24 protein-coding genes are annotated in these 23,858 nt (G+C 71.0%); 10 read left to right on the top strand and 14 right to left on the bottom strand.

What is annotated here, in order from left to right; translation table 11 throughout:
* The first annotated feature begins 39 nt into the window (after positions 1-39).
* Positions 40-1,047: a uroporphyrinogen decarboxylase gene (gene hemE, locus ACH492_RS00635; protein ID WP_398983212.1), complete on the top strand. Its 1,008-nt coding sequence runs from the start codon at positions 40-42 to the stop codon at positions 1,045-1,047.
* Here the strand turns inward: hemE and ACH492_RS00640 are convergent.
* Complete coding sequence (locus ACH492_RS00640; protein ID WP_398981310.1) at positions 1,044-2,426, bottom strand: FAD-dependent oxidoreductase; 1,383 nt, start codon at positions 2,424-2,426, stop codon at positions 1,044-1,046. The two genes, hemE and ACH492_RS00640, sit on opposite strands and share 4 nt — an antisense overlap.
* Positions 2,427-2,454: 28 nt before the next feature.
* Entirely contained in the window at positions 2,455-3,399 is a 945-nt protein-coding gene (locus ACH492_RS00645) for a DUF4349 domain-containing protein (RefSeq protein ID WP_398981312.1), read from the bottom strand.
* 129 nt (positions 3,400-3,528) lie between these two features.
* Here ACH492_RS00645 and hemG point away from each other — a divergent pair, with 129 nt between their 5' ends.
* Positions 3,529-4,950: a protoporphyrinogen oxidase gene (hemG, locus tag ACH492_RS00650; protein ID WP_398981314.1), complete on the top strand. Its 1,422-nt coding sequence runs from the start codon at positions 3,529-3,531 to the stop codon at positions 4,948-4,950.
* A gap of 4 nt (positions 4,951-4,954) precedes the next feature.
* The gene (gene hemQ, locus ACH492_RS00655) at positions 4,955-5,668 is read left to right on the top strand and encodes a hydrogen peroxide-dependent heme synthase (RefSeq protein ID WP_307660519.1); all 714 of its coding nucleotides are present in this window, start codon (positions 4,955-4,957) and stop codon (positions 5,666-5,668) included.
* 72 nt (positions 5,669-5,740) lie between these two features.
* Here the strand turns inward: hemQ and ACH492_RS00660 are convergent, their stop codons facing one another.
* The 7 genes from ACH492_RS00660 to ACH492_RS00690 all read right to left on the bottom strand — a co-directional run bounded on the left by ACH492_RS00660 (position 5,741) and on the right by ACH492_RS00690 (position 13,181).
* Entirely contained in the window at positions 5,741-7,342 is a 1,602-nt protein-coding gene (locus ACH492_RS00660) for an alpha/beta hydrolase (RefSeq protein WP_398981316.1), read from the bottom strand.
* Between the two features lie 100 nt (positions 7,343-7,442).
* Positions 7,443-8,201, bottom strand: a complete 759-nt coding sequence (locus tag ACH492_RS00665; RefSeq protein WP_398981318.1) for a TIGR04222 domain-containing membrane protein — start codon at positions 8,199-8,201, stop codon at positions 7,443-7,445.
* A gap of 64 nt (positions 8,202-8,265) precedes the next feature.
* Entirely contained in the window at positions 8,266-9,021 is a 756-nt protein-coding gene (locus tag ACH492_RS00670) for a DUF4142 domain-containing protein (RefSeq protein ID WP_398981320.1), read from the bottom strand.
* An 86-nt stretch (positions 9,022-9,107) separates the two neighbouring features.
* The gene (locus tag ACH492_RS00675) at positions 9,108-10,085 is read right to left on the bottom strand and encodes a TIGR04222 domain-containing membrane protein (protein WP_398981322.1); all 978 of its coding nucleotides are present in this window, start codon (positions 10,083-10,085) and stop codon (positions 9,108-9,110) included.
* A gap of 5 nt (positions 10,086-10,090) precedes the next feature.
* A complete protein-coding gene (locus ACH492_RS00680) occupies positions 10,091-11,395 on the bottom strand; it encodes a DUF692 domain-containing protein (protein ID WP_398981323.1) in 1,305 nt (434 codons plus the stop codon).
* A gap of 150 nt (positions 11,396-11,545) precedes the next feature.
* Positions 11,546-12,310 carry a DUF4142 domain-containing protein gene (locus tag ACH492_RS00685; RefSeq protein ID WP_398981325.1) on the bottom strand — a complete coding sequence of 255 codons (765 nt, stop codon included), beginning with the start codon at positions 12,308-12,310 and terminating at the stop codon, positions 11,546-11,548.
* 106 nt (positions 12,311-12,416) lie between these two features.
* Complete coding sequence (locus ACH492_RS00690) at positions 12,417-13,181, bottom strand: aminoacyl-tRNA hydrolase (RefSeq protein WP_398981327.1); 765 nt, start codon at positions 13,179-13,181, stop codon at positions 12,417-12,419.
* An 81-nt stretch (positions 13,182-13,262) separates the two neighbouring features.
* Between ACH492_RS00690 and ACH492_RS00695 the strand changes: the two genes are divergently transcribed.
* Both ACH492_RS00695 and ACH492_RS00700 read left to right on the top strand, forming a co-directional pair.
* A complete protein-coding gene (locus ACH492_RS00695) occupies positions 13,263-13,940 on the top strand; it encodes an AIM24 family protein (RefSeq protein WP_398981329.1) in 678 nt (225 codons plus the stop codon).
* A gap of 9 nt (positions 13,941-13,949) precedes the next feature.
* Complete coding sequence (locus ACH492_RS00700) at positions 13,950-14,126, top strand: hypothetical protein (protein WP_307660510.1); 177 nt, start codon at positions 13,950-13,952, stop codon at positions 14,124-14,126.
* 9 nt (positions 14,127-14,135) lie between these two features.
* Here ACH492_RS00700 and ACH492_RS00705 read toward each other — a convergent pair whose 3' ends face one another.
* Entirely contained in the window at positions 14,136-15,014 is an 879-nt protein-coding gene (locus tag ACH492_RS00705; protein ID WP_398981331.1) for a polysaccharide deacetylase family protein, read from the bottom strand.
* A 171-nt stretch (positions 15,015-15,185) separates the two neighbouring features.
* Between ACH492_RS00705 and ACH492_RS00710 the strand changes: the two genes are divergently transcribed.
* Entirely contained in the window at positions 15,186-16,598 is a 1,413-nt protein-coding gene (locus tag ACH492_RS00710; RefSeq protein ID WP_398981332.1) for a S1 family peptidase, read from the top strand.
* A gap of 76 nt (positions 16,599-16,674) precedes the next feature.
* On the opposite strand, the gene ACH492_RS00715 is transcribed toward ACH492_RS00710, so the two are convergent.
* Positions 16,675-17,172, bottom strand: coding sequence for a MarR family winged helix-turn-helix transcriptional regulator (locus tag ACH492_RS00715; RefSeq protein WP_398981333.1), 498 nt, complete (start codon positions 17,170-17,172; stop codon positions 16,675-16,677).
* A 110-nt stretch (positions 17,173-17,282) separates the two neighbouring features.
* On the opposite strand from ACH492_RS00715, the gene ACH492_RS00720 reads away from it, so the two are divergent.
* Positions 17,283-17,696: an organic hydroperoxide resistance protein gene (locus tag ACH492_RS00720; RefSeq protein WP_307660507.1), complete on the top strand. Its 414-nt coding sequence runs from the start codon at positions 17,283-17,285 to the stop codon at positions 17,694-17,696.
* Positions 17,697-17,861: 165 nt separating this feature from the next.
* On the opposite strand, the gene ACH492_RS00725 is transcribed toward ACH492_RS00720, so the two are convergent.
* The 3 genes from ACH492_RS00725 to zapE form a co-directional block, all read right to left on the bottom strand.
* A complete protein-coding gene (locus tag ACH492_RS00725) occupies positions 17,862-19,220 on the bottom strand; it encodes an alkaline phosphatase PhoX (RefSeq protein WP_398981335.1) in 1,359 nt (452 codons plus the stop codon).
* Positions 19,221-19,354: 134 nt separating this feature from the next.
* Positions 19,355-19,780 (bottom strand): OsmC family protein, encoded by a 426-nt coding sequence (locus tag ACH492_RS00730; RefSeq protein WP_307660505.1) that lies wholly within the window; start codon positions 19,778-19,780, stop codon positions 19,355-19,357.
* Positions 19,781-19,821: 41 nt separating this feature from the next.
* The gene (gene zapE / locus ACH492_RS00735; protein WP_398981337.1) at positions 19,822-20,931 is read right to left on the bottom strand and encodes a cell division protein ZapE; all 1,110 of its coding nucleotides are present in this window, start codon (positions 20,929-20,931) and stop codon (positions 19,822-19,824) included.
* On the opposite strand from zapE, the gene ACH492_RS00740 reads away from it, so the two are divergent.
* The 3 genes from ACH492_RS00740 (at position 20,930) to murC (ending at position 23,856) form a co-directional block, all read left to right on the top strand.
* On the top strand, positions 20,930-21,787 hold the full coding sequence (locus ACH492_RS00740; RefSeq protein WP_398981339.1) for a pyrimidine reductase family protein: 858 nt from the start codon (positions 20,930-20,932) through the stop codon (positions 21,785-21,787). The two genes, zapE and ACH492_RS00740, sit on opposite strands and share 2 nt — an antisense overlap.
* A 117-nt stretch (positions 21,788-21,904) precedes the next feature.
* Complete coding sequence (locus tag ACH492_RS00745) at positions 21,905-22,375, top strand: indole-3-glycerol phosphate synthase (protein WP_398981341.1); 471 nt, start codon at positions 21,905-21,907, stop codon at positions 22,373-22,375.
* Positions 22,376-22,458: 83 nt separating this feature from the next.
* Positions 22,459-23,856: a UDP-N-acetylmuramate--L-alanine ligase gene (murC, locus tag ACH492_RS00750; RefSeq protein ID WP_398981343.1), complete on the top strand. Its 1,398-nt coding sequence runs from the start codon at positions 22,459-22,461 to the stop codon at positions 23,854-23,856.
* Positions 23,857-23,858: the final 2 nt, after the last annotated feature.

A 23,858-nucleotide genomic window follows, 5' to 3' on the forward strand; every position in this document is an offset into this window, starting at 1 on the left:
CAGCCGACGACGACACACGCTGTCGAAGAGTCAGCCTTTCTGAAGGCGTGCAGGCGTGAGCCGGTGCCGCACACCCCGGTCTGGTTCATGCGTCAGGCGGGACGCTCACTGCCCGAGTACCTCAAGGTCCGCGAGGGCATCGGGATGCTCGAGTCCTGCATGCGGCCCGAGCTCGTCACCGAGATCACGCTGCAGCCGGTACGCCGCCACAAGGTCGACGCGGCGATCTACTTCAGCGACATCGTCGTACCGCTCAAGGCCATCGGCCTCGACCTCGACATCAAGCCGGGCGTCGGCCCGGTCGTCGCCGAGCCGATCCGCACCCGCGCCGACCTGGCACGGCTGCGCGACCTCACGCCCGAGGACGTCTGGTACGTCACAGAGGCGATCGGGCTGCTCACCGGCGAGCTCGGGGCCACCCCGCTCATCGGCTTCGCCGGCGCGCCCTTCACCCTCGCGAGCTACCTCGTCGAGGGCGGCCCCTCGCGCAACCACGAGCACACCAAGGCCCTGATGTACGGCGACCCGCAGCTGTGGGCCGACCTGCTCGACCGGCTCGCGGAGATCACCTCGGCCTTCCTCAAGGTGCAGATCGAGGCCGGTGCCTCAGCGGTGCAGCTCTTCGACTCGTGGGTGGGCGCGCTCGCCCCCGCCGAGTACCGGCGCTCGGTGATGCCGGCTTCCGCCAAGGTCCTCGACGCGGTGGCCTCGTACGACGTGCCGCGCATCCACTTCGGCGTCGGCACCGGCGAACTCCTCGGCCTGATGGGCGAGGCGGGCGCGGACGTCGTCGGCGTCGACTGGCGGGTGCCGCTGGACGAGGCCGCACGCCGGGTCGGCCCGGGCAAGGCGCTCCAGGGCAACCTCGACCCGGCTGTCCTGTTCTCCACGCAGGAGGCCGTCGAGGCCAAGACCCGCGAGGTGCTGGACGCCGCCGCGGGCTTGGAGGGCCATGTGTTCAACCTGGGCCACGGCGTGCTTCCGACGACCGACCCCGACGCGCTGACCCGTCTCGTGGAGTACGTGCACACGCGGACCACGCGCTAACCGGGCCCCGCCTCGCGGACCGCCGCCGTCGCCTTACGCGCCGCCACCAGCACCGGGTCCCAGACCGGGGAGAACGGCGGGGCGTAGCCGAGATCCAGGGCCGTCATCTGCTCCACCGTCATCCCCGCGGTCAGGGCGACGGCCGCGATGTCGACGCGCTTGGCCGCGCCGTCGCGGCCGACGATCTGGACGCCGAGAAGCCGGCCCGTACGGCGTTCCGCGAGCATCTTCACCGTCATCAGCGCGGCGTCGGGGTAGTAGCCCGCGCTGTTCGTCGACTCGATCGTGGTCGTGACGTACCGCAGGCCGACCGCGCGGGCGTCCTTCTCGCGCAGGCCGGTGCGGGCGATCTCCAGATCGCACACCTTGCTGACCGCCGTGCCGACGACGCCGGGGAAGGTCGCGTACCCGCCGCCCGCGTTCGCGCCGATGATCTGGCCGTGCTTGTTGGCGTGCGTGCCCAGCGCAATATGGCGCTCGCGGCCCGAGACCAGGTCGAGAACCTCCACACAGTCGCCGCCGGCCCAGATGTTCTCGTAACCGCGCACGCGCATCGCGAGATCGGTGAGCAGCCCGCCGTACGCACCGAGCGGCAGACCGGCGGCGCGGGCGAGGGTGGTCTCCGGCTCGACGCCGATGCCGAGGACCACCACGTCCGCCGGGTACTCCGCGTTCTCGGTCGCGACGGCGCGGACCCGGCCGTCCGGGCCCGTGAGGATCTTGGTGACCCCGGCGCCGTTCACCGTCGTGATGCCGATCCGGTCCATCGCCTCGTGGACCAGGCGGCCCATGTCGGGGTCGAGGGTGGCCATCGGCTGCTCGCCGCGGTTGAGGACCGTCACCTCGTAGCCGCGCTTCAGCATCGCCTCCGCCATCTCGACGCCGATGTAGCCGGCGCCCATGACGACCGCGCGCCGCCCGTCGGTGCGCGCGAGGGTGTCCAGCAGGGCCTGGCCGTCGTCGAGGGTCTGCACGCCGTGCACGCCCGGCGCGTCCATGCCCGGCAGCGCCGGCCGGACCGGGCGCGCGCCGGTCGCGATCACCAGCTTGTCGAAGCCCGTCCACGACTCGGCGCCGGTCTCCAGATCACGGGAGCGCACCCGCCCGCCAGGGGCGTCGATCTCCGTCACCTCCGTGCGCATCCGCAGCTCGATACCGCGCGCGCGGTGCTCGGCCGGCGTACGGGCGATCAGGTCGTCGCGCTCGGGCACATCACCGCCGACCCAGTACGGAATCCCGCACGCCGAGAACGAGCTGAAGTGGCCGCGCTCGAACGCGACGATCTCCAGCTCGTCCGGGCCCTTGAGCCTGCGTGCCTGCGATGCGGCGGACATGCCCGCCGCATCGCCCCCGATGACCACCAGTCGCTCCATCGCCATGGGGAACACGCTACGGCGCGAAGGCCGTTCAGTCCTGACCCGGGGCCGGGCCGGATCCGGGGCCGGGCGCGGGCATCGCGGGCTCAGCGACAGGCCGCCTGGCGAGCCGCGGCCGCAGCACCCAGCGCCACAGCGCGTACAGCACCCCGAAGAGCACGGCGAACGGGGCCACCGCTCCCACCGCCAACGCGATCCATACGCCCACCGCCACGAGCGCGTACCAGCCGCCGCCGAGCGCGTCCAGGAAGCCCGGGTCGTCCTCCTCCTTCTGCCCCTTGTCCTCCTTCTCGGAGAGGACCAAGGTGATGGTCGCCAGCGTCGTACGGTCCTTGAGCGCGGCCTGCTGCGCGAGCAGCGACTCCAACTCGGCCTGACGGCTGCTCAGTTGACCCTCCAGCGTGACCACGTCGCTGAGCTTGTCGGCCCGGTCCATCAGCGCCCGTACGCGTGCGACGCTCGCCCGCTGCGTCGCGATGCGGCTCTCCACGTCGACGACCTGGCCGGTGACGTCCTTGGCGTCGGCCTTGCGGGAGAGCAGCTTTCCGGTGCCCGCCAGCTCGGCAAGGACCGCGTCGTACTTCTCCTGCGGGACGCGCAGCACGACGCGCGAAGTCACATGGGTGTCGTCGATCCGCTCGGTGCTCTCGTTGGAGACATGCCCGCCGGCGCTCTCAGCGCTCCCGCGGGCGGCGGCGAGGGCCTTCGGGGCGTCCTTGACCTCCACGGCGAGCTCCGCGGTGCGGATGATGTGGGTCGGCGCCAGGGCGACCGGGTCCTTCGGCTTGGTCTGCTCCGCGCCGGACGACTGCCGGTCGGAGTCGTAGCCCGAACCGGCCCCGCCGTCCTGCAGCGCGGGTTTCGCGGCGCTCTGCGCCTTGTCGTCCGCGCTGGATTCGGGATCGGCCGCACTGCATCCGGCAAGCGCGATTGAAGCGGTGAGAAACAGTGCCGCGACTGTACGACGTGCACGCATGTCGTCCCCCCCAGGGACAGATGGTGAGTGTTGCCGGTTTGACGGAAGGGCCCTTGGTGAGGGTTGCCGTTTTCCGGTTCCGAAGCGGTCACGGTCAGGACTCGGTAAGGGGTTTGAGAGAGTGGGGGCATGGACACACGTACGGGTCATGTCGTCGTCATCGGAGGCGGCATCGCCGGTCTCGCCGCCGCGCACCGGCTGCTCGACTCCGGGGTGCGCGTCACGCTCCTGGAGGCCACCGACCGGCTCGGCGGCAAGCTCCAGGCGGGCGAGATCGAGGGCGCTCCCGTCGATCTCGGCGCCGAGTCGATGCTCGCCCGCCGCCCCGAAGCGGTCGAACTGGCCCGCTCCGTCGGCCTCGCCGACCGGCTCCAGCCGCCCGCCACCGCCTCCGCCTCGGTGTGGACGCGCGATGCGCTGCGCCCGATGCCCAAGGGGCATGTGATGGGCGTGCCGGGCGACCCGGCGGCGCTCGCGGGACTGCTCTCGGCGGAGGGCATCGCCCGTATCGAGCGGGAGCGGGACCTCGCGCCCGCAGAGCTCGGCGACGATGTCGCGGTCGGCGCGTACGTCGCCGAGCGCCTCGGCCGCGAGGTCGTGGACCGGCTGGTGGAGCCGCTGCTCGGCGGGGTGTACGCGGGCGACGCGTACCGCATCTCGATGCGCGCCGCCGTCCCCCAGCTCTTCGAGGCGGCGAAGACCCATGACTCGCTGCTCGCCGCCGTACGCGACATCCAGGCGAAGGTCGCCGAGCAGCAGGCCGCCGGGCCGGTCTTCATGGGCATCGAGGGCGGCGTGGGGCAGCTGCCGGGCGCCGTCGCCGACGCCGTACGCGCCCGGGGCGGCGAGATCCTCATGGAGACGCCCGTCCTCGGGCTGACCCGTAGCGCCGAAGGCTGGCAGATCCGCACCGACCAGCGCGTCATCGCCGCCGAGGGCGTGGTGCTCGCGACCCCGGCCTGGTCCGCGTCCGCGCTGCTCGCCGCCGAATCCCCGGCCGCCGCCGCGGAGCTCGGCCAGATCGAGTACGCCTCGATGGCGCTGGTCACCATGGCCTTCCGGCGCACGGACCTGGCCGGCATGCCGGAAGGCAGCGGCTTCCTGGTGCCGCCCGTGGACGGCCGCACCATCAAGGCGTCCACCTTCTCCACCCGCAAGTGGAGCTGGGTCGACAAGGGTTCCCCCGGCCTCTTCGTGCTGCGCACCTCGATCGGACGCTACGGCGAGGAGGAACACCTGCACCGCGAGGACGCCGAGCTCGTCGATGTATCCCTGGGCGATCTCGGGGAGGCCACCGGACTCGCGGCCAGGCCCGTCGCCACCGAGGTGACCCGGTGGATCGGCGGACTGCCCCAGTACCCCGTCGGGCATCTCGCGCGCGTCGCCCGGATCCGTGACGAGGTCGTCAAACTGCCTGGCCTCAGGGTCTGCGGGGCGGCGTTCGACGGCGTCGGCATCCCCGCCTGCATCTCCGGCGCCCAGCGCGCGGCCGACGAGATCCTCGCCACGCCCCCCCTGGCGCGGGGCACTGATCGTGACGCGGGAGAATAGCCCTATGAGTGCGCCCGAAAAGATTCCGAACGCAGGCAAGAAGGCCAAGGACCTCAACGAGGTCATCAGGTACACGCTGTGGTCCGTCTTCAAGCTGCGCGATGTGCTGCCCGAGGACCGTTCCGGCTACGCCGACGAGGTCCAGGAGCTGTTCGACCAGCTCGCCGCCAAGGACGTCACCGTGCGCGGCACGTACGACGTGTCCGGGCTCCGCGCCGACGCCGACGTCATGATCTGGTGGCACGCCGAGACCGCGGACGAGCTGCAGGAGGCGTACAACCTCTTCCGCCGCACCAGGCTCGGCCGCGCGCTCGAGCCGGTCTGGTCGAACATGGCGCTGCACCGCCCCGCCGAGTTCAACAAGTCGCACATCCCGGCCTTCCTGGCCGACGAGACGCCGCGCAACTATGTCTCGGTCTACCCCTTCGTGCGCTCCTACGACTGGTACCTGCTGCCCGACGAGGACCGCCGCCGGATGCTCGCCGACCACGGCAAGATGGCCCGCGGCTACCCGGACGTGCGTGCCAACACGGTGGCGTCGTTCTCGCTCGGCGACTACGAGTGGCTGCTCGCCTTCGAGGCCGACGAGCTGTATCGCATCGTCGACCTGATGCGTCATCTGCGCGGCTCCGAGGCGCGTATGTACGTCCGCGAAGAGGTCCCGTTCTACACGGGCCGCCGCAAGTCGGTCGCGGAGCTGGTGGCGGGGCTCGCGTAAAGCGGGCTCGCCCCAGAAGCCCGACGGCCGGGTCCGCGCGATGCGGACCCGGCCGTCCCCCGACCCGGAAGATCAGACGACGTGCGGCAGCTTCGGCTCTGCCGCCGCCCGTTCCAGCGACACCGGGTCCGGCTCCGGGTGCGGCGCGCACGATGCGCGCCGCACCGGCGTCACGCCGTACAGCAGGTACTTCTCCAGGTGGGCGTTGACGCACTGGTTGTTGCCGCCGCCGATGCCGTGCGTGCCGGCGTCCTTCTCCGTGATCAGCACGGAGCCCTTCAGCCGCCGCGCCAGTTCACGCGCCCCTTCGTACGGCGTCGCCGCGTCCCGCTCCGCGGCCAGGATGAGCGTCGGCGGCAGCGCACCGAGCTTGGTACGCACGTCCAGCGGCTGCTGCCGGGGCGCGGGCCAGTAGGCGCACGGCAGATTCATCCAGGCGTTGTCCCAGGTCTCGAAGGGCGCGATGCGTGCGAGAGCGCTGTTGTCGCGGTCCCACACCTCCCATTCGGTCGGCCAGGGGGCGTCGTTGCACTCGACGGCGGTGTAAACGGCGTTGCCGTTCTCCGCCTCGTGCGCTTCCTCCGGCCGCGGCGCGGCCTGCTTGACCAGCGGCTCCTCGTTGCCCTTCAGATACTCGGCCAGCGCGCCGGCGCGCAGTGGCCAGTAGTCGTCGTGGTAAGCGGCCCGCAGGAATGCCGCGTGCAGCTGTCCGGGGCCGACCGTCCCGCCCGCAGGCTCGAGGGCGAGCCGGGCGCGTGCCTGCTCGTAGCTCATGGCCACCTCCTCCGGCGTGGCGCCCAGATGGTACGTCCGGTCGTGCTTGGCGACCCAGGTGCGGAAGTCCGCCCAGCGGTTCTCGAAGGCGAGCGACTGGTTCAGGTTGCTGCGGTACCAGATCCGGCCCGGCTCCGGGTTGACCGCCGAGTCGAAGACCATGCGGCGCACATGGGAGGGGAAGAGGGTCGCGTACAGCGCGCCGAAGTACGTGCCGTACGAGGCACCCATGAAGGTCAGCCGCGGCTGGTGGAGCGCGGCCCGCAGCACATCCAGGTCGCGGGCGTTGTTCAGCGAGGTGTAGTGCCGCAGCGCCGGGCCCGCGTTGCTCGCGCAGCCCTGGGCGTACGCCTTCGCCTGCGCAATCCGCTCCATCTTGTACGAGCGGGAGGGGTGCACCGGCGACAGGGTGGGCGCCTTGGTGAAGTCGGCCGGGTCCTGGCAGGACAGCGGGGCGGAGCGGCCGACACCGCGCGGGGAGTAACCGACGATGTCGTACGCCTTGGCGATCCGCTTCCACTCGGGGAGTTGGGCGGCCATCGGGAAGTACATGCTGGAGGCGCCGGGGCCGCCGGGGTTGTAGACGAACGCGCCCTGGTGCTCGGCCGGCTTGCCGCTCGCCTTCACGCGGCTGACGGTCAGGGAGATCTGCGGGCCCGAGGGGCTGGCGTAGTCGAGGGGGACCTTGAGCGTGCCGCACTGGACGGGAGCGGGCAGCATCTCAATCTTGGGGCAGCGTCCGAAGGAGATCCCGGCGGCGGCCGCGCGCTCGGCGGCGACGGTCGTGCCGTACGACTCGGCTTCGACGGTGGTGGTGCCGCCGGCCGGGGCGACGGCCAGCGCAGAGACGACCAAGGCACTGAGGCTCGTCACGGCTCCGTACATGGCAACTGCTCTCATCGCGTTCCCTTCGTGCGGACAGCGGCCGTGAGGCCACGGGACGAAAGGGATCCTTGGTGGGCTTATTAGCGATGTAAAGGACCAATGTCCGGTGTCGGGGTCAATGACTCCGATGCGCCATGCGGCCGCTCGCCAGCGCCGCCCGCAGGTCCGGATCGTCGAGCGCGCCGACGCCGCGCACCGCGACGGCGGTGAGCGTGTCCCCCGGGGAGAGCGCGCCGAGGAGACGCTGGCCGTCGGGCGAGGCCCAGCGGGTGTACGGATGCACCTCGATCCGCGCGATGGCCAGACAGCCCAGGGTGAGCAGGAGGGGGAGGGCGAACCAGGCGAGGACCGGGGCCCTCGCGCCCTGCTCCTGAGGGAGCATCAGCAGTGTGGCGGCCGCCAGCGCGACGGTGAGCGCGGTCGCGCCCTGGACGGCGCGCACGGCGGCGGCGACGCCCGACCTGGCCGCGTCCGGGACGGCGAGGCCGGCGCTGACGAGCCGGTCGGCCAGGGCCCGTACCGCGTCGGCGGCGGATGCGGCGGCCCGCACCGCGGCTATCCGGGCCTGGCCCGCGGGTCCTATCGCGCCGATGACCGAGCGCTCCAAGTCGTCCTCGCCCTCCGGGTCGACGACCGTTGCCCAGCCGGTGCGCGCGAGAAGCAGCCTGCGGCCGCGGTGCATCGAGACGAGAGTGAGCTCCGTGACCCGGTGCGGGCCGCCGGCCAGGAAGGCGGCCTCGTACAGGCTCAACTGCCCCTTCCGGCTTGTTCCTTCGGGGGCGGGGCGAGCGGCTTCGACGGCGGCGATGCAGAGCCGGGCGCAGCTGATGCCCGCCGCGGCCCAGGCCACCAGCAGGAAGAGGACCCAGAACATGGCCGAGTTCTACGCGAGATGTCCGCGGTTGCGCCATGGGTTGTTCACCATACGGACCGTGGCGTCATCGGTCCGTGACGTCGGCGCGGGGGCGGGAGGCCGCGGGCGGCAGCGGGAACGACGTGGCCGGGGTGGGGGTGACGGGGTCTGCGGGCGGCGGTGTCGCGCCCGGGGCGGGCGGCGGCGGTCCGGTGGGACTCGCGGTCGCGGTGGCGGCGGAGTCGTCGGCGATGGCGTCGAAGTCGACCAGGCCGGTCGCCTCCAGGACCTTGATGTGGTCCAGGACGGTGGTGTTGGCGTCGTTGGCGAGTTCGCGCACCAGGGTGTTGCGGGTGCTGTTGCGGATGTCGGCGACGAGGGAGAAGACCTTGCCGTGGGCGCGGCGCAGGATATTGGCGAACTTGGTCTCGTACTCCTGGCCGCGTGCCTCGGTGAACTCCTTGAGCCAGCCCTGCTGTTGGGCCGTCGGCTGGTTCGGCAGCTCCATGTTGAGCCGGGCCGCGACCTCGCGGACGCGGGCGTCGAGATAGGTGTGGCCCTCGACGAGATGCTCGCCGGCCACCTTCACCGCGACGGTGGGGGCCCGGCCGACGGCCTGCTGGCCCGCGGGGAGCTCCCACAGACCGGCGAGTCTGACGCGGACGACGAAGTCCCGGTCGGCGGCGGAGAGCGGACCCCAGGGTGTGCTGACGGAACCGGCCCTGAGGTTGGCACGGCCGGTGCCTGAGCGGTCGTCGTACGACCAGATCGGGAAGAGGATCGCGGCGATGGTCGCCGTCAGTGCGACGACGACCAGGCCGGTGCCGGTGAGGGAACGCATGGGGCCTCCTGCGTGCGGTCCAGCACGCTAGTCGGCTCCGGGGTGATCCTGTGGGGTGTTGCGGGAAGTGGTGGCTTTGCTTGCGGTCAGGAGCTGCTGCCGCCTCCGCAGCTGGACCCGCCCGAGGATCCGCCGCAGCTGGAACCTCCTGACGAACCGCCGCAACTGGAGCCGCCGGACGAACCACCGCAGCTCGATCCCCCGCTCGCGCCGCAGCTGGAGCTGCCACAGCCGGATCCCGGGCTCGACCCGGCGCACCACACGGCCGCGGAGTCCGTGTACGACGGCGAGTAGCCGTCCGTGCGGCCCGCCGGGATCCGTGCCGCCGTGGTCAGCTGCGCCTGGAGCGCGGGATCCGGCACTCCGCGCAGACCGTGTACCGCGACGAGATGGGCCGCCGAGTACACCTGGGCGTACTGCACCAGGTACGAGCGCAGGGCGTGCCGCCCGGCGGTCGTGATCCGCCGCCGGGCGCGGCCCCCCATCATGAACCCGATCACGATGCCCGCGATCAGGGCCGGCAGAACCATCAGGATGAACGGCGGGCCGAAATCGACCGGTCCGTCGTTCTGGATGAAGCTGAAGATGGTCAGGCCGAAGGAGAGGGGCAGCCCCATGACGCAGAGGAAGCCTTGGGTGTAGCCCCACACCGTCAGCCCCCGGTTCTGTCCGGGCGGCGTCATCAGCCCGCGGGCGGCGAGGCCGTCGCCGATCTCCTGCACGGCGGGGTGGCGCATCACCGCGAGGCGCAAAGTGTGCAGCGCGCCGGTCGGGGCGGCGGCCAGTTGCTCGAAAACCCCGCGCTCCACGGGGTCATGGGCGAGGGCATGCCGCACGGAGACGATGCCCGGGCCGCCGATGACCAGCCGGCCGTCCGCGTGCATGGCGGCGAGTGCGGCGTCGGCGACACGGGCGGGGCCGCCGCTGAGGAAGGCCGCCTCGTAGACGTGCTGGATCTGTCCGCCGCCGGCCGGGTGGCGGGGCCGGGACGCGGAGGCCCGGACGATCAGCGCGGCGGACGATGCGCCGATGGCGAGGTACACGAACACGGCGAGAAGGACCATGCCGCTCACCGCCTGACGAGCGCGGCGCGGGCCGCACGGACGAGCCGGGTCCCCCGGCGCGGCGGATGGGCTGCGGCGCGCTCCTCCCACCAACGGGTGAGCAGGCGGCGGGCATTGTCGTCATCGGGACGTCCGGAGACGAGCAGCTGCTCGGCGAAGTCGAGCGCGTCGCGGCGGTAACCGTCGTGCATGGGGCGGCCCTTGGCGTACGCGAGAAACGCGGCGCGGTATCCGTCACCGAGGATCTCGGGCAGCTCCGGGGCCACCTTGGCGACGACGTCGGCACGCTTGGCGGCGAGGGCACGGCTCTGGACGCGCAGGCGCTGTGAGTCGAAGCCTTCGGGGGCGGGAGTGCCGGCGACGAGAGCGGAGAGAAGGGCGGCCTGTGAGAGCGCGACGCGCTCGCGGGCGTTGGGTGAGCTGCTCTCCACAACCTTCGGGCGGGCCCCCAGGCCCCCTCGCGCGCGGGCTTCGCCGCGCGGCCCGGCGGGCTGCCCCGCTACCCTCCCGCGGATCGTCGTCAACTCCTCCGCCAGCTCCTCCTTGGGCGGGAAGTCGTCGTCGCGCTCCAGCAGCACCCCTGGCGGGGACACCCGTGCCCGCAGGTCCGACAGGATGTCCAGGATCGGCTCGGTGACCGGGTGCGAGTGGGTGTCGTGCCAGATGCCGTCGCGTTCGGTGCCGCCCGCCACGTGGACGTACGCGATCGCCTCGACCGGGAGTTCGTCGAGCGCCGCCGCCGGGTTCTCGCCGCGGTTGACATGGTTCGTGTGGAGGTTGGCCACGTCGATCAGCAGGCCTACGCCCGTCCGCTCGACCAGCTCCGCCAGGAACTGGCCCTCCGTGAGCTCCTCACCGGGCCAGGAGATCAGCGCCGCGATGTTCTCCAGTGCCAGCGGCACCGGCAGGGAGTCCTGTGCGATGCGGACGTTCTCGCAGAGCACCTTCAGCGCGTCCCAGGTGCGCGGCACGGGCAGCAGGTGGCCCGCCTCCAGCTGCGGGGACGCGGTGAGCACGCCTCCGGCCCGTACGAACGCGATGTGTTCGGTGACCAGGGGCGCGCCCAGTGCCGTCGCCCGCTCGGCCAGGTCAGCGAGCCGCTGTGCGGAGGGGCGGTCCGCGCCGCCCAGACCCAGTGAGACGCCGTGCGGGACGATCCGCGTGCCGCGCGAGCGCAGCCGGGTCAGCGCGGCGGGCAGATGGCCCGGGCAGATGTTCTCCGCGACGACCTCGACCCAGTCGATGCCTGGCAGCTCCTCCACCGCGTCCGCGATCTCCGGGCGCCAGCCGATGCCGATACCGAGTTTCATTGGGTCCCCCTCCTCTGCGCCGTGTGACGGTGCGTGCAGAGCTCATGGCCCCGCCGGACAGCGGCGAACCCAGAGGAGGGGACGTTCAGAGCTTCATTTGAGGTTCCGGCGGGTTCCAGCCGGTTCCGGCCGGAACCCGGCGCGCCTGCGCTACGGACGGTTGGTGTTGATCGCTGTCGGTGGCCCCGGCTGCGTGGACGGCCGCGAGGTGAAGGACTGGTCGTTCCCGGACGGCGACGCCGGCGCCGGCTGCGGCGGCAGGTTGCCGTTCGGCGGCGGCGGACCGGTCGGGCTGGCCGTCGCCCCGCCCGCAGCCTCGTTGGCGATCGCGTCGAAGTCGACCATTCCGGTCGCCTCCAGCATGGTGATGTGGTCGAGCACCGTCTGGTTCGCGTCGCTCGCCAGCTGACGTATCAGTGTGTTCCGCGTGGTGTGCCGGACCTGCGCGATCGCCCCGAAGACCTTGCCGTGCGCATTGCGCAGGATATTGGCGAACTTCCGCTCGTACTCCTGCCCGCTCGCCGCCGACAGCTCCCGCAGCCACGCCTGCTGCTGCTCCGTCGGCTGATTCGGCAGCTCGACGCCGAGCTTCGCCGCTACATCGCGCGACCGCTTGTCGAGGTCGGCGTGGCCGACCACGAGGTGGTCGCCCGCATCCTTGATCGCCTTGCTCGGAGCTCGCTCGATCGCCTGCTGCCCGGCGGGCAGTTCCCACAGCCCGGCCAGCCGGACCTTCACCAGCAGATCGCGGTCCGCCGCGGACAGCGGACCCCACTGCGTCGCAACGCTCGAGGCGTTGAGATTGTCCTGCCCGGTGCCGGAACGGTCCGCGTACGACCACACGGGGAACGCAAGCGCGCCTACCGTGGCGACCAGAGCCGCGATGATGAGAGCTGTCCCGTTGATGCGCCGCAACAAAGTGCCTCCTGAACCGATGAGTTTCTCGGCAACCAACCGCCAACAAATCAGCGCTCAACCTACTTGGCGGTATTGAGAGGTACGTACGGCGGGCCCGCCGTGTTCAGCCGCGCAGTGAGGGATGGTCCGCGACCACCGTGCACGACCCCGGAGCGATCTCCGTGAAGCCGGCGTCCCGCACCACCGGCAGGCCGCTGACCGTGAGTTTTCGCCAGCGCGCCGGATCCGCGGTGCGCACGGAGAGCGGGAAACCGGCCTCGCGCCACGCCTTGCGGTCCGCCTCCGACAGCTCCCACCAGGCCAGTTGGGCACCGTGTCCGGCCTGCGCCATCGCCTTGCCCGCCGACATGCCGACATCCGGGCTCAGCCACAGCACCGGGGCCGCGAGGTCGGGCGCGGCGGGCGGCTCGGGGTCGTCCAGATCCGTGCCCGAGACCTGGAGCTTGGCCAGCTCCTTGGGCCAGCCGTCCAGAGGTACGGGCGGGAAGACCCGTACCTCGGCGGTCCCGCCCGTCACCGTGGTGCCAGGAAGCGCCCCGGCCTTGCGCCACTCCGCGCCGCGCGCCCGCCGCACGACCTTGCGGATCCGGGCGTCCTGCCAGTCCCGCATCGACTGCGCCCACTCTCCGACGCCCGCCGACCGCTCGTCGCTCAGGATGTCGAGCACGGCGCGAGCCGCGGTCTCCAGCGCGTCGGTACGGGACGGGGGTTCGGCCTTCTCGATGCGCACCACCAGCGGAAGCACGAACTGCGGGGCCTCGTCGCGTGCGGTGCTCTCGTGTCGGAAGGGGCTGTCGGCGGGACTGCCGACGGGGCTGCCTGCGGGACCATCGGCGGGGCTGTCGGGGCGGGTTTCTTCGCTGCTCACACCGGCAAGTCTGCCAGCCGCTGCTGTTCTGCCCGTCGAGACTGTTGGCGGAACGGGTACCTCCGGGACACGATGCACACCATGAAAAGTGATCTCTTCGCTTCCGAGAACATGGCGCAGCCGGCCACCGCGCCCGGCATGACCCTGCAGAACGCAAAGTCGATCAAGTACGCCGTCAACGGCGAGATGCACGCGCGACAGGGATCGATGATCGCCTTCCGCGGCAATCTCCAGTTCGAGCGCAAGGGCCAGGGCATAGGCGGCATGCTCAAACGCGCCGTCACCGGTGAGGGCCTGCCGCTGATGGCGGTGCGCGGCCAGGGCGAGGCGTGGTTCGCGCACGAGGCCGCCAACTGTTTCATCGTCGACATCGACCAGGGCGACGCGCTCACCGTCAACGGCCGCAACGTCCTGTGCTTCGACGCCACCCTCTCGTACGAGATCAAGACGGTGAAGGGCGCCGGCATGACCGGCGGTGGGCTCTTCAACAGCCTCTTCACCGGCTATGGAAAGCTCGCCGTCATCTGCGAGGGCAACCCCATCGTGATACCCGTCACCGCCGCGCAGCCGGTGTACGTCGACACGGACGCGGTCGTCGGCTGGAGCGCCCAGCTGCAAACCTCCCTGCACCGTTCGCAGTCCGTGGGCTCGATGATCCGCGGCGGCTCGGGCGAGGCCGTCCAGCTGATGCTCCAGGGCGAAGGATTCGTGATCGTACGGCCCAGCGAGCTCACCCCCCAGAAGGCGTCGGCCGGCTGACCTCGACGCATGGACGAGTCGTACTGCGAGGCCCCGGACCGCGCGCCCACGGCGGCCGGCGGCCCGCCGTTTGCCGACTGCGTGCTGTGCCGGAAGCCGACGGAGTATCCGGAGTCGGTCAAGGGTGTGACGCTCTGCCCCGTATGCGAATGGCAGGAGGCCCAGCGGACGGCGTGCTCGGGCTGACCCCTCCGGCTAGCCGCGCATGAGGTCGGAGACCTTCACAAAGCGGTAGCCGCGCTTGCGCAGCTCGGGGACGATCCTCCGGACAGCCTGCTCGGTGACGGGAGCCGCGCTGCGCGTGCAGTGCATGACCACCAGGGATCCCGGCCGCACGCCCGCGAGCACCTGCTCGGCGACCGCGTCGGCGCTCGTGGCGAAGGCATCGCCGCTGATGACGTCCCACTGGACCGCGGTCACCTTCGCCGGGGCGATGGCCCGCAGGGCCGCGTCGTTGTAACAGCCACCGGGGAAGCGGAAGTACGGCACCACATTGCGCACCCCGGCCTTCTTGAACGAGGCGAAGGCCCGGTCCACGTCGGCCCGCATGTCGTTCTTGTCCACCACCGGCAGTCCGTAACAGGGGGACTTGAAGGCGTAGTGGCTGTACGAGTGATTTGCGACCTCGAAGAGTTGGTCGCTGCCGATCGACTTCGCCTGGTCGGGGTACTCCTCGGCCCAGCGGCCCGTCATGAAGACCGTCGACGGTACGTCCAGCTTCCGCAGCGAGGCGATCAGGGCGGGGTTGTCGAAGCGCTCCCCGCGGGCGGCCCGCGGCCCCTGATCGGCCGTCATGTCGGCGTCGAAGGTGAGCGCGACAGTCTTGGATGCTGCTTTTGGCGCGCGCTCGAATACGGGCGTCAGGCCGTTGGGAGCGTTCTTTTCGACCCTGTCGACCGGCTTTCCGGGCTGGGGTGACTTCTCGGGCCGGGGTGATTTCCCGGGCTGGGGCGAGACGGGCGCGGTCGCCCTGCTGGGGGAGATGGGGGAGGCCTTCTCGGAACTGCTGTCGCAGCCGACGAGCAGGGTGCCCATAACGGCCGCGACCATAAGTCTTCGTACGAAAGTCGTCACTGGCGCAAGCTATCCGATTGAGCGCATGTCGACTCCGGTGACAGGCCGTCAGAAAACTTGTCGCGCACCGTGGATGAGTACAACTCCCGCCCCATCCGTATCAACGGTCGGACGCGTCCCCCGGTTTCCGTCGGCAACCGGACTCCGTACCCCCCTACAGGAGGCGACGAGTTGAGTCACAGGCGAATACCCAAGCGGAAGGCCATTTTGGCGGGAGCTGGGGCGGTGGGAATCGCCGCAGCGGCCATCCTGCTGCCCCACGCCAACGCTTCGCAGTCGGAATCCGACTCCGAGGCACGGTCGGCCCCCAGGACGATGAGCGCCGCATCGGCGGCGGATCTCGTCTCGAAGCTCGGCGAGAAGCTGGGCGAGGCCTACGGTGGGGCGTACTACGACGCCGAGAAGCAGCAGGTCGTCGTCAATGTGGTGGGCAACGACAACAACGTCATCGTCGAGGTCAAGAAGGCCGGCGCCCTGGCGCGGAGTGTCGAGAACAGCGCGGGCGAACTGAAGTCCGCCGCGAGCACCTTGGCCGAGAAGGCCACCATCCCGGGAACGGCGTGGGCCGTCGACCCGAAGACCAACCAGATCCTCGTCACGGCGGACCGCACGGTGTCGGGCGAGCGGTGGGACAGAATCGAATCGGCCGTGAAGTCCCTGGGCACGGGCATGGCCCGGATCCAGAAGTCCGCAGGTGAGTTCAAGCCCTTCGTGGAGGGCGGCGACGCCATCTTCGGCGGCGGCGCGCGCTGCTCGCTCGGCTTCAATGTCACCACTCAGGACGGCAGCCCCGGCTTCCTGACCGCAGGTCACTGCGGTGTCGCCGCCGAGCAGTGGTCGGAGGAGCCGAACGGCGAGCCCATCGGCACTGTCCAGGCGGCGACGTTCCCCGGCGACGGTGACTTCGCGCTCGTCACGTACGACGACCCGGCGACGCAAGCCGCGAGCACGGTCGACGTGGGCAACGGACAGACCGTGTCGATCACGCAGGCGGCCGACGCCGCGGTCGGCCAGGAGGTGTTCCGTATGGGAAGCACCACCGGGCTGAAGGACGGCTCGGTCACCGGCCTCGACGCCACCGTGAACTACCCGGAGGGCACGGTCACCGGGCTCATCCAGACCGATGTCTGCGCGGAGCCGGGCGACAGCGGCGGCTCGCTGTTCACCCAGGACGGGAGCGCGATCGGCCTCACCTCCGGCGGCAGCGGAGACTGCACCGCGGGCGGCGAGACGTTCTTCCAGCCCGTGACGACGGCCCTGGCAGCGGTCGGCGCCCAGATCGGTGACGGCGGCGCGGCGGGTGACGGCGGCGCTGAGGGCAATGGTGGCGCGGCGGACGGCGGCGCTGAGGACAACGGCGGCGCTGAGGACAATGGCGGTGCTGAGGACAATGGCGGCGCGGCGGACGGTGGCGCAACGGAAGACCCGGGCGCTCAGGACAACGGTGGCGCGGCGGCGGACGGCGGCGCGGCCGACGACGGCGCGACGGCCGACCCCGGTGCTCAGGACAACGGCGGCGCTGCGGGTGACGGCGGCGCGGCCGACGACGGCGGCGCACACGACGGCCTCGGTCAGAGCGGCTGACGTCTCCAGGTAACGGCCCCGGGTGTCGGCGGATGCCCGGGGCCGTACGTCTGCCCAGCCATGAGCGACCCGGACCTCAGTCGTCGGCCGCCGCGCAGTCGGCCGCGTCCGGGTCGGCGGTGTCCAGCCTCGCGGTAAGCGCATTGAGATCGGCGCGCAGCTCGCGGATGCGCTCCAGGGGCATCCCGGTGGCCACCGCGATCCTGCGTGGCACGTCCAGCGCCTGCTCGCGGAGCGCGGCACCCTCGGCCGTGGGCCGGGCGGTGACCGAGCGCTCGTCCTCCGGGCTGCGCCTGCGCTCCACGTAACCCGCCGCCTCCAGGCGCTTGAGCAGCGGTGACAGCGTGCCCGAGTCCAGCCGCAGATGCTCGCCGATCCGCTTCACCGGCAGCTCGCCGTGCTCCCAGAGCACCAGCATCACCAGGTACTGCGGATAGGTGAGGCTCAGATCCTTCAGCGCGGTCCGGTAGACGCCGTTGAAGGCGCGGGACGCGGCGTGCAGCGAGAAGCAGATCTGGTTGTCGAGGCGCAGGAAGTCCTCGTCCGGCACGGTCGTCAACGTCGTCTTCTCCATGGAGACAGCATACCTGGTCGTAACTCGTACGCCATTTAGTTGTACGCAACTAAATTGTGTGTCACTATGGTAGCCAACGGTTCCCCCACGGACGAAGAGGGATGCAACTCATGGACGCGCTCTACACCGCTGTCGCCACCGCCAACGGCCGCGAAGGCCGTGCCGTCAGCTCCGACGGCCACGTCGACCTGCCGCTCGCCCACCCCAAGGCCCTCGGCGGCAACGGCCAGGGGACCAACCCCGAGCAGCTCTTCGCCGCCGGTTACGCCGCCTGTTTCGCCAGCGCGATGGGTGCCATCGGCCGCATGGAGAAGATCGACGTCAAGGACGCCTCGGTGACCGCCGAGGTCAGCATCGGCAAGGACACCGACGGCGGCTTCGCCCTCTCCGTGGTCATGCGCGTCGAGCTGCCCGACCACCTCCAGGGCGAGGCGGGCCGCGAACTCCTGGAGAAGACCCACGCCTACTGCCCCTACTCCAAGGCCACCCGCGGCAACCTGCCGGTCGAGCTCGTCATCGAGTAGTCATACGGCACGCGGGGCGGCCCCGCGGGCGGATCCGGGCGGCTGCCCGCAGGTCAGTCCTGCGGCAGCCGCTTCCGGTATTCCGCCACGTCGAAGTCGACCTGCGGAACAGCTGCTCCCCCGAACGTGGCGTGGGAAGAGGAGATTCAGCGCAAACCGCGTGTATCAGCGCCAGGGTCCGGTCACCGCGAACGTCGTGCCGGGTGCATAGCAGTTGACGTACATGGTCTCCCCGTCCGGCGAGAAGGTGACTCCCGCGAACTCGCCCCACTCCGGGGCCTCGGGCGTGCCGATGTTCTGCCGCCCACGCGCCATCGGATAGACCTCGCCGCGCTTGGTCAGTCCGTACACATGCTGCGCACCGCCGCCGTCCTCGCACACCATCAGCCCGCCGCCGGACGCGAGGCAGATGTTGTCGGGGGACTCACCGGGCAGCTGGATGTCCGTACTCGGCCCGAAGACGATCACCAGCGTGAGCCGGCGCCGGTGCGGCTCGTACTTCCACACCTGCCCGAAGTGGTCGGCCGCCGAGCCCTCAGCGCTGTGCGCGAAGCTGGAGACGAAGTACACCGAACTCCCGCCCCAGTAGCAGCCCTCCAGCTTCTGGGCGTGGGTGATGCCCTTCGGGCCGAAGTCCTGCAGCCTGATGGGCGTTTGCTTCGCCTGACTGTCCGGTACGGGCGCCCACTCGATCCGGTCGAAGCTCGCGCCCGGCTCCTGGATCGCGGACAGGTCGGGCACGCCCGGCACCCGCATCGCCTCCAGCGTCCCGCCCGCGCGCAGCGAGCCCGTACCGCCGAGCGGCTTGCAGGGCAGGAAGCGGTAGAAGAGCCCGAAGGGCCGCTCGAAGGCGTCCTCCGTCTCGTACACGATCCCGCTGTGCGGATCGACGGCGATCGCCTCGTGCTGGAAGCGGCCCATCGCGGTGAGCGGTACGGCTCCGGTACGGCGCGGATCGGCGCCGTCGACCTCGAATATGAAGCCGTGGTCCTTGGTGTAGCCGTTGGTGCCGGCCCTGTCCTCGGTCTCCTCGCAGGTGAGCCAGGTGCCCCACGGGGTGGGCCCGCCGGCGCAGTTGACGGCGGTGCCGGCGATGGCTACCCGCTCGGACAGGACATTGCCCCGGCCGTCCAGCTCCAGCGCCGTGCAGCCGCCCTTGCCCATCGGGTCGTAGGTGAGGCCCTCGACCGTGGGGACGCCGATCGCGGCGGGGACGCGGTTCTCGTGGTTGCGGACGAGATGGACGCGGCCGCGGCGGCCCGCGAAGGCCCCCATGCCGTCATGGTTGCTGGGGACCCGGCCTTCGCCGGAGCGCAGCGGCTCGCCCTCCCGGGACAGGACCCGGTAGCGAAAACCTTTCGGCAGATCGAGCAGTCCCGCGGGGTCGGGGACGAGCGGGCCGTATCCGCTGTGCCCGCGGGCGGCGGCGGTGCCCGCGAAGAGTTCGGAGAAGGCGCCGGTGAAGGCGATTGAGGCGCTCAACGCACCGGTGCGGGCCAGGACCTGACGGCGTGTTGTGGACATGAGGCAACTCCCTGTGGGGGTACCCCCATGCCGAAGGCCATGGGGGAGGACAGGAGATGTGACCCGCACGTGTGTATCACCGAATTGGTTACTCGTGAACCGTGCGGGTCACTGTGCCTCGTGGTGCGACCGGGTCAGCTCAGCTTGGCGGTGAGCGTGATGCTCGTACCCGTAAGGGCCTGGCTGACGGGGCAGTTCGCCTTCGCGTCCTCGGCCGCCTTGACGAAGCCGGCCTCGTCAAGACCGGGGACCTCGCCCTGCACGGTGAGGTGGATGCCGGTGATGCCCGTGCCCGGCTGGAAGGTCACTTCGGCCTGGGTGTTCAGCTTGGTCGGCGGGTTGCCGGCCTGGGCGAGTCCGTGCGAGAGAGCCATGGAGAAGCAGCTGGAATGAGCGGCGGCGATCAGCTCCTCCGGGCTGGTCTTGCCGTTCGCCTGCTCCGCACGCGACGGCCAGGAGACCGGGTACTCGCCAATGCCGGAGGAGTCGAGGGTCACAACCCCCTTGCCCTCGAGCAGGTTGCCCTCCCAGACGGTGTGCGCCTGACGCGTGGTGGCCATGATGGGTCCCTTCAGATGGATTGGTACCAACCAGCCCCAACCTACTGGGACACCAAGCCCTTCGCGTCCCGAGCCAGCGCAGTGAGGCGGGAGATCGCCCGGAAGTACTTCTTGCGGTAGCCGCCGTTCAGCATTTCTTCGCTGAACAGTCGGTCGAAGGGCATGCCGGAGGCGAGCACCGGAACCTCCCGGTCGTACAGCCGGTCGGCGAGCACGACCAGCCGCAGCGCCGTCGACTGGTCCGCAATGGGCTGCACATCGGTGAGGCAGACGGCGCGCAGACCGTCGGTGAGTGCCCCGTACCGGCTCGGGTGCACCTTCGCGAGGTGCTCCAGCAGATGCGGGAAGCCGTCGAGGGAGGCGCCGTCGGTCGCGTACGCGGTCTTGGCGACCTGTTCCTCGGAGTACGGGGGAGGGGCCTCGGGCAGCCCGCGGTGGCGGTAGTCCTCGCCGTCGATGCGCAGCGGGCGGAAGTGCGCGGAGAGCCCCTGGATCTCGCGGAGGAAGTCGGCGGCGGCGAACCGGCCCTCGCCGAGCTTGCCGGGCAGCGTGTTCGAGGTGGCCGCAAGCGCGACGCCCGCGTCGACCAGCTTGCCGAGCAGCGTCGAGACGAGGACGGTGTCGCCCGGGTCGTCCAGCTCGAACTCGTCGATGCAGAGCAGCCGGTGCCCGCTCAGGGTCTGCACGGTCTGCTGGAAGCCGAGCGCGCCGACGAGGTTCGTCAGCTCCACGAAGGTGCCGAAGGCCTTCAGCGACGGGTCGGCCGGGGTGGCGTGCCACAGAGAGGCGAGCAGATGCGTCTTGCCGACGCCGTAGCCGCCGTCGAGGTAGACGCCGCGCGGTCCGGTGGGCGCCGCGGGCTTCCTGGCGAACCACCTGCGCCGGCCGGAGCCGCTCGCGTGCGCCCCGCCGAGGCCCGCCGCGAACGAGCCGAGGACCGTGACCGCCTCGCTCTGGCTCGGCTGGTTCGGGTCGGGGACGTACGTATCGAAGCGCACCGAGTCGAAGCGCGGCGGCGGCACCATCTCGGCGACCAGCCGGTCGGCGGGGACATGCGGCTCGCGGGCGCACAGGGACAGCGGGGCCGCTTCGGTTATGGCACTGGTCGACACAGTTCCCAACTGTAAGGGGCGTGCCAGACTGCACGGCATGCGACGTCTGCTCCCTGTGACCGACCAGACAGCCGCCGTGGACCGGGAGTGGTCCCTGGACGAGCTGGCAGAGGCCTACGCGTATCCGGCAGAGGCCTACGTGTATCCGGCCCTCGGGACCGGATCCGGGGGAGGCTCCGGGGGCGGGACGGGTGCCGATGCCGGTTCTGGGGGAGGGGCCGGTGCCGCGGGCCGGGCCTGGCTGCGGGCGAACATGGTCTCGTCCCTGGACGGGGCCGCCCAGCACGAGGGCCGCTCGCAGCTCATCTCGTCCGACACCGACATGCGGATCTTCGGCACGCTGCGGGGGCTCGCCGATGCGGTGGTGGTGGGCGCGGAAACGGTACGTCTGGAGGGGTACCGCCCGGCCCGCGCCCGGGATGCCTTCGCGGAGCGGCGGGCAGCGGCCGGCCAGGGCCCCGCGCCCGCGATCGCCGTGGTCAGCGCCTCACTCGACCTCGACTACTCGCTCCCGCTGTTCGCCGAGCCGCTCGTCCCGACGCTGGTGCTGACGGGGGCCGCGGCGCCCCCGGACCGTATCCGCGCGGCGGAGAAGGCGGGTGCGGAGGTGGTGATCGCCGGAGACGGGCCCGGGGTGGAGCCGGCCAGAGCGGTACAAGCGCTGGCGCAGCGCGGTCTGGTGCGGCTGCTCACCGAGGGCGGGCCGCGGCTGCTGGGTCAATTCGTGGCGGCCGGGGTACTGGACGAGCTGTGCCTGACCCTGTCGCCGATGCTGACGGCGGGGGACGCGCAGCGGATCGCGGGCGGCCCGGCGCTGGCCGTTCCGGAGAGGTTCGCCCTGGCTTCGGTGCTGGAAGAGGCGGGGTTCCTTTTCACCCGCTACCGTCACATCTGACAATCGGCGGAATTTGTCGTTCCGGTTAGCTTCGGCCGGTGCTCCGGCTGGGCACAATTGGTCTCGCAGACCCCGTGCGGGCACGGGGAAGGATGGTTCCGCAGAAGGGCTCCGAACGTGTTCACAAGCGTATTGATGATCGAGAAGCCCCTGACTTCCGAAGACGTGGAATTCGTCACCACCCTGCACGGTGACGAGGCGGTCTCGTTCGTCGTGCTGATGCAGCCCCGCGGCGACCAGGCCGACCTGCTGCTGCGTGCCATCGACGACGTGGCGATCGGCGAACTGAGAGAAGCCGTCCGCGAGGGCGAGGAGCCGGAGGGCCAGGACGCCAAGGCCCCCGCCGAGCGCGCCCTGGACCACTCGCTCGCCGCGCTGCGGGCCGCCGGCTGCGAGGCCGTGGGCCAAGTGGTCGAGGACCATCCGCTGGACAAGCTGAAGGCCGCCGTCGACGAGTCGGGCGCGGACGAAGTGATCGTGCTGACCGCGCCGCACTATGTGGAGGAGTTCTTCCACCGGGACTGGGCCTCCAGGGCCCGCCACAAGGTCGGCGTACCGGTGCTCAAGCTCTTCGCGCACAGCGAATAGGCTGGACCCTCGCACATACCCGTGCGCCTCGCTCGCTGATCTTGCTCGCTGATCTTGCTCGTACATCTTGGGGAGACACACGCATGGCACCCGCCGTCCCTAGCGCCATGGAACGCCCGCACTTCATCGGCATCGGCGGCGCCGGAATGTCGGGCATCGCGAAGATCCTCGCCCAGCGCGGAGCGAAGGTCGCGGGCAGCGACGCGAAGGAGTCGGCGACGGCCGAGGCCCTGCGGGCGCTGGGTGCCACTGTCCACATCGGGCACGCGGCCTCGCACCTCGCGGACGACGCGACCTGCGTGGTCGTCTCCAGCGCCATCCGCCCCGACAACCCGGAGCTGGCACGCGCCGCCGAGCTGTCCGTCCCGGTCGTGCACCGTTCCGACGCGCTGGCCTCGCTGATGACGGGCCTGCGCTCGATCGCCGTAGCGGGCACGCACGGCAAGACGACCACCACCTCCATGCTGGCCGTGGCCCTGACCGAGCTGGGCCTCGACCCCGCGTACGCCATCGGCGGCGACCTCGCCGGACCGGGGACGAACGCCCGCCACGGCGAGGGCGACATCTTCGTCGCAGAGGCCGACGAGAGCGACCGCAGCTTCCAGAAGTACGACCCCGAGGTCGCGATCGTCCTCAATGTGGAGCTCGACCACCACGCCAACTACGCCTCGATGGACGAGATCTACGACTCCTTCGAGACGTTCGTCGGCAAGGTCGTCCCGGGCGGCACGCTGGTGATCTCCGCCGACCAGCCCGGCGCCGTCGAGCTCACCTCCCGTATCCGCGACCTGTCCACGCTGAAGGTCGTCACCTACGGCGATGCCCAGTCCGCGGACGTCCGCGTCCACAAGGTCACCCCACGCGGCCTCACCAGCGAGGTCACGGTCCTGCTGAACGACAAGTTCCTCACCTTCACGGTCTCGGTCCCCGGCCGTCACTACGCGCACAACGCCGTTGCCGCACTTGCCGCCGGCGTCGCCCTCGGCATCCCGGCGCACAACCTCGCATCGGCGATAGGCAAGTACACCGGCGTCAAGCGCCGCCTCCAGCTCAAGGGCGAGGCCGCGGGCGTCCAGGTCATCGACTCGTACGCCCACCACCCGACCGAGATGACCGCCGACCTGGAAGCGATGCGCGGCGCGGCGGCGGACGCCCGGCTGCTGGTCGTCTTCCAGCCCCACCTCTTCTCCCGCACCCAGGAACTCGGCACGGAAATGGGCCAGGCCCTGGCACTGGCCGACGCGTCCGTGATCCTCGACATCTACCCGGCCCGCGAGGACCCGATCCCGGGCATCACCAGCGCCCTGATCATCGACGCGGCGCACGCGGCGGGCGCGGACGTGACGGCCGTCCACGACAAGGCGACCGTGCCCGAGGTGGTCGCGGGAATGGCGAAGCCCGGTGATCTGGTTCTCACCATGGGCGCGGGCGACGTCACGGACCTGGGTCCGGACATCCTGGCCCGCCTGACCGGCCGATAGAC

Source organism: Streptomyces sp. NPDC019443 (assembly GCF_044389785.1).
GTDB lineage: Bacteria > Actinomycetota > Actinomycetes > Streptomycetales > Streptomycetaceae > Streptomyces.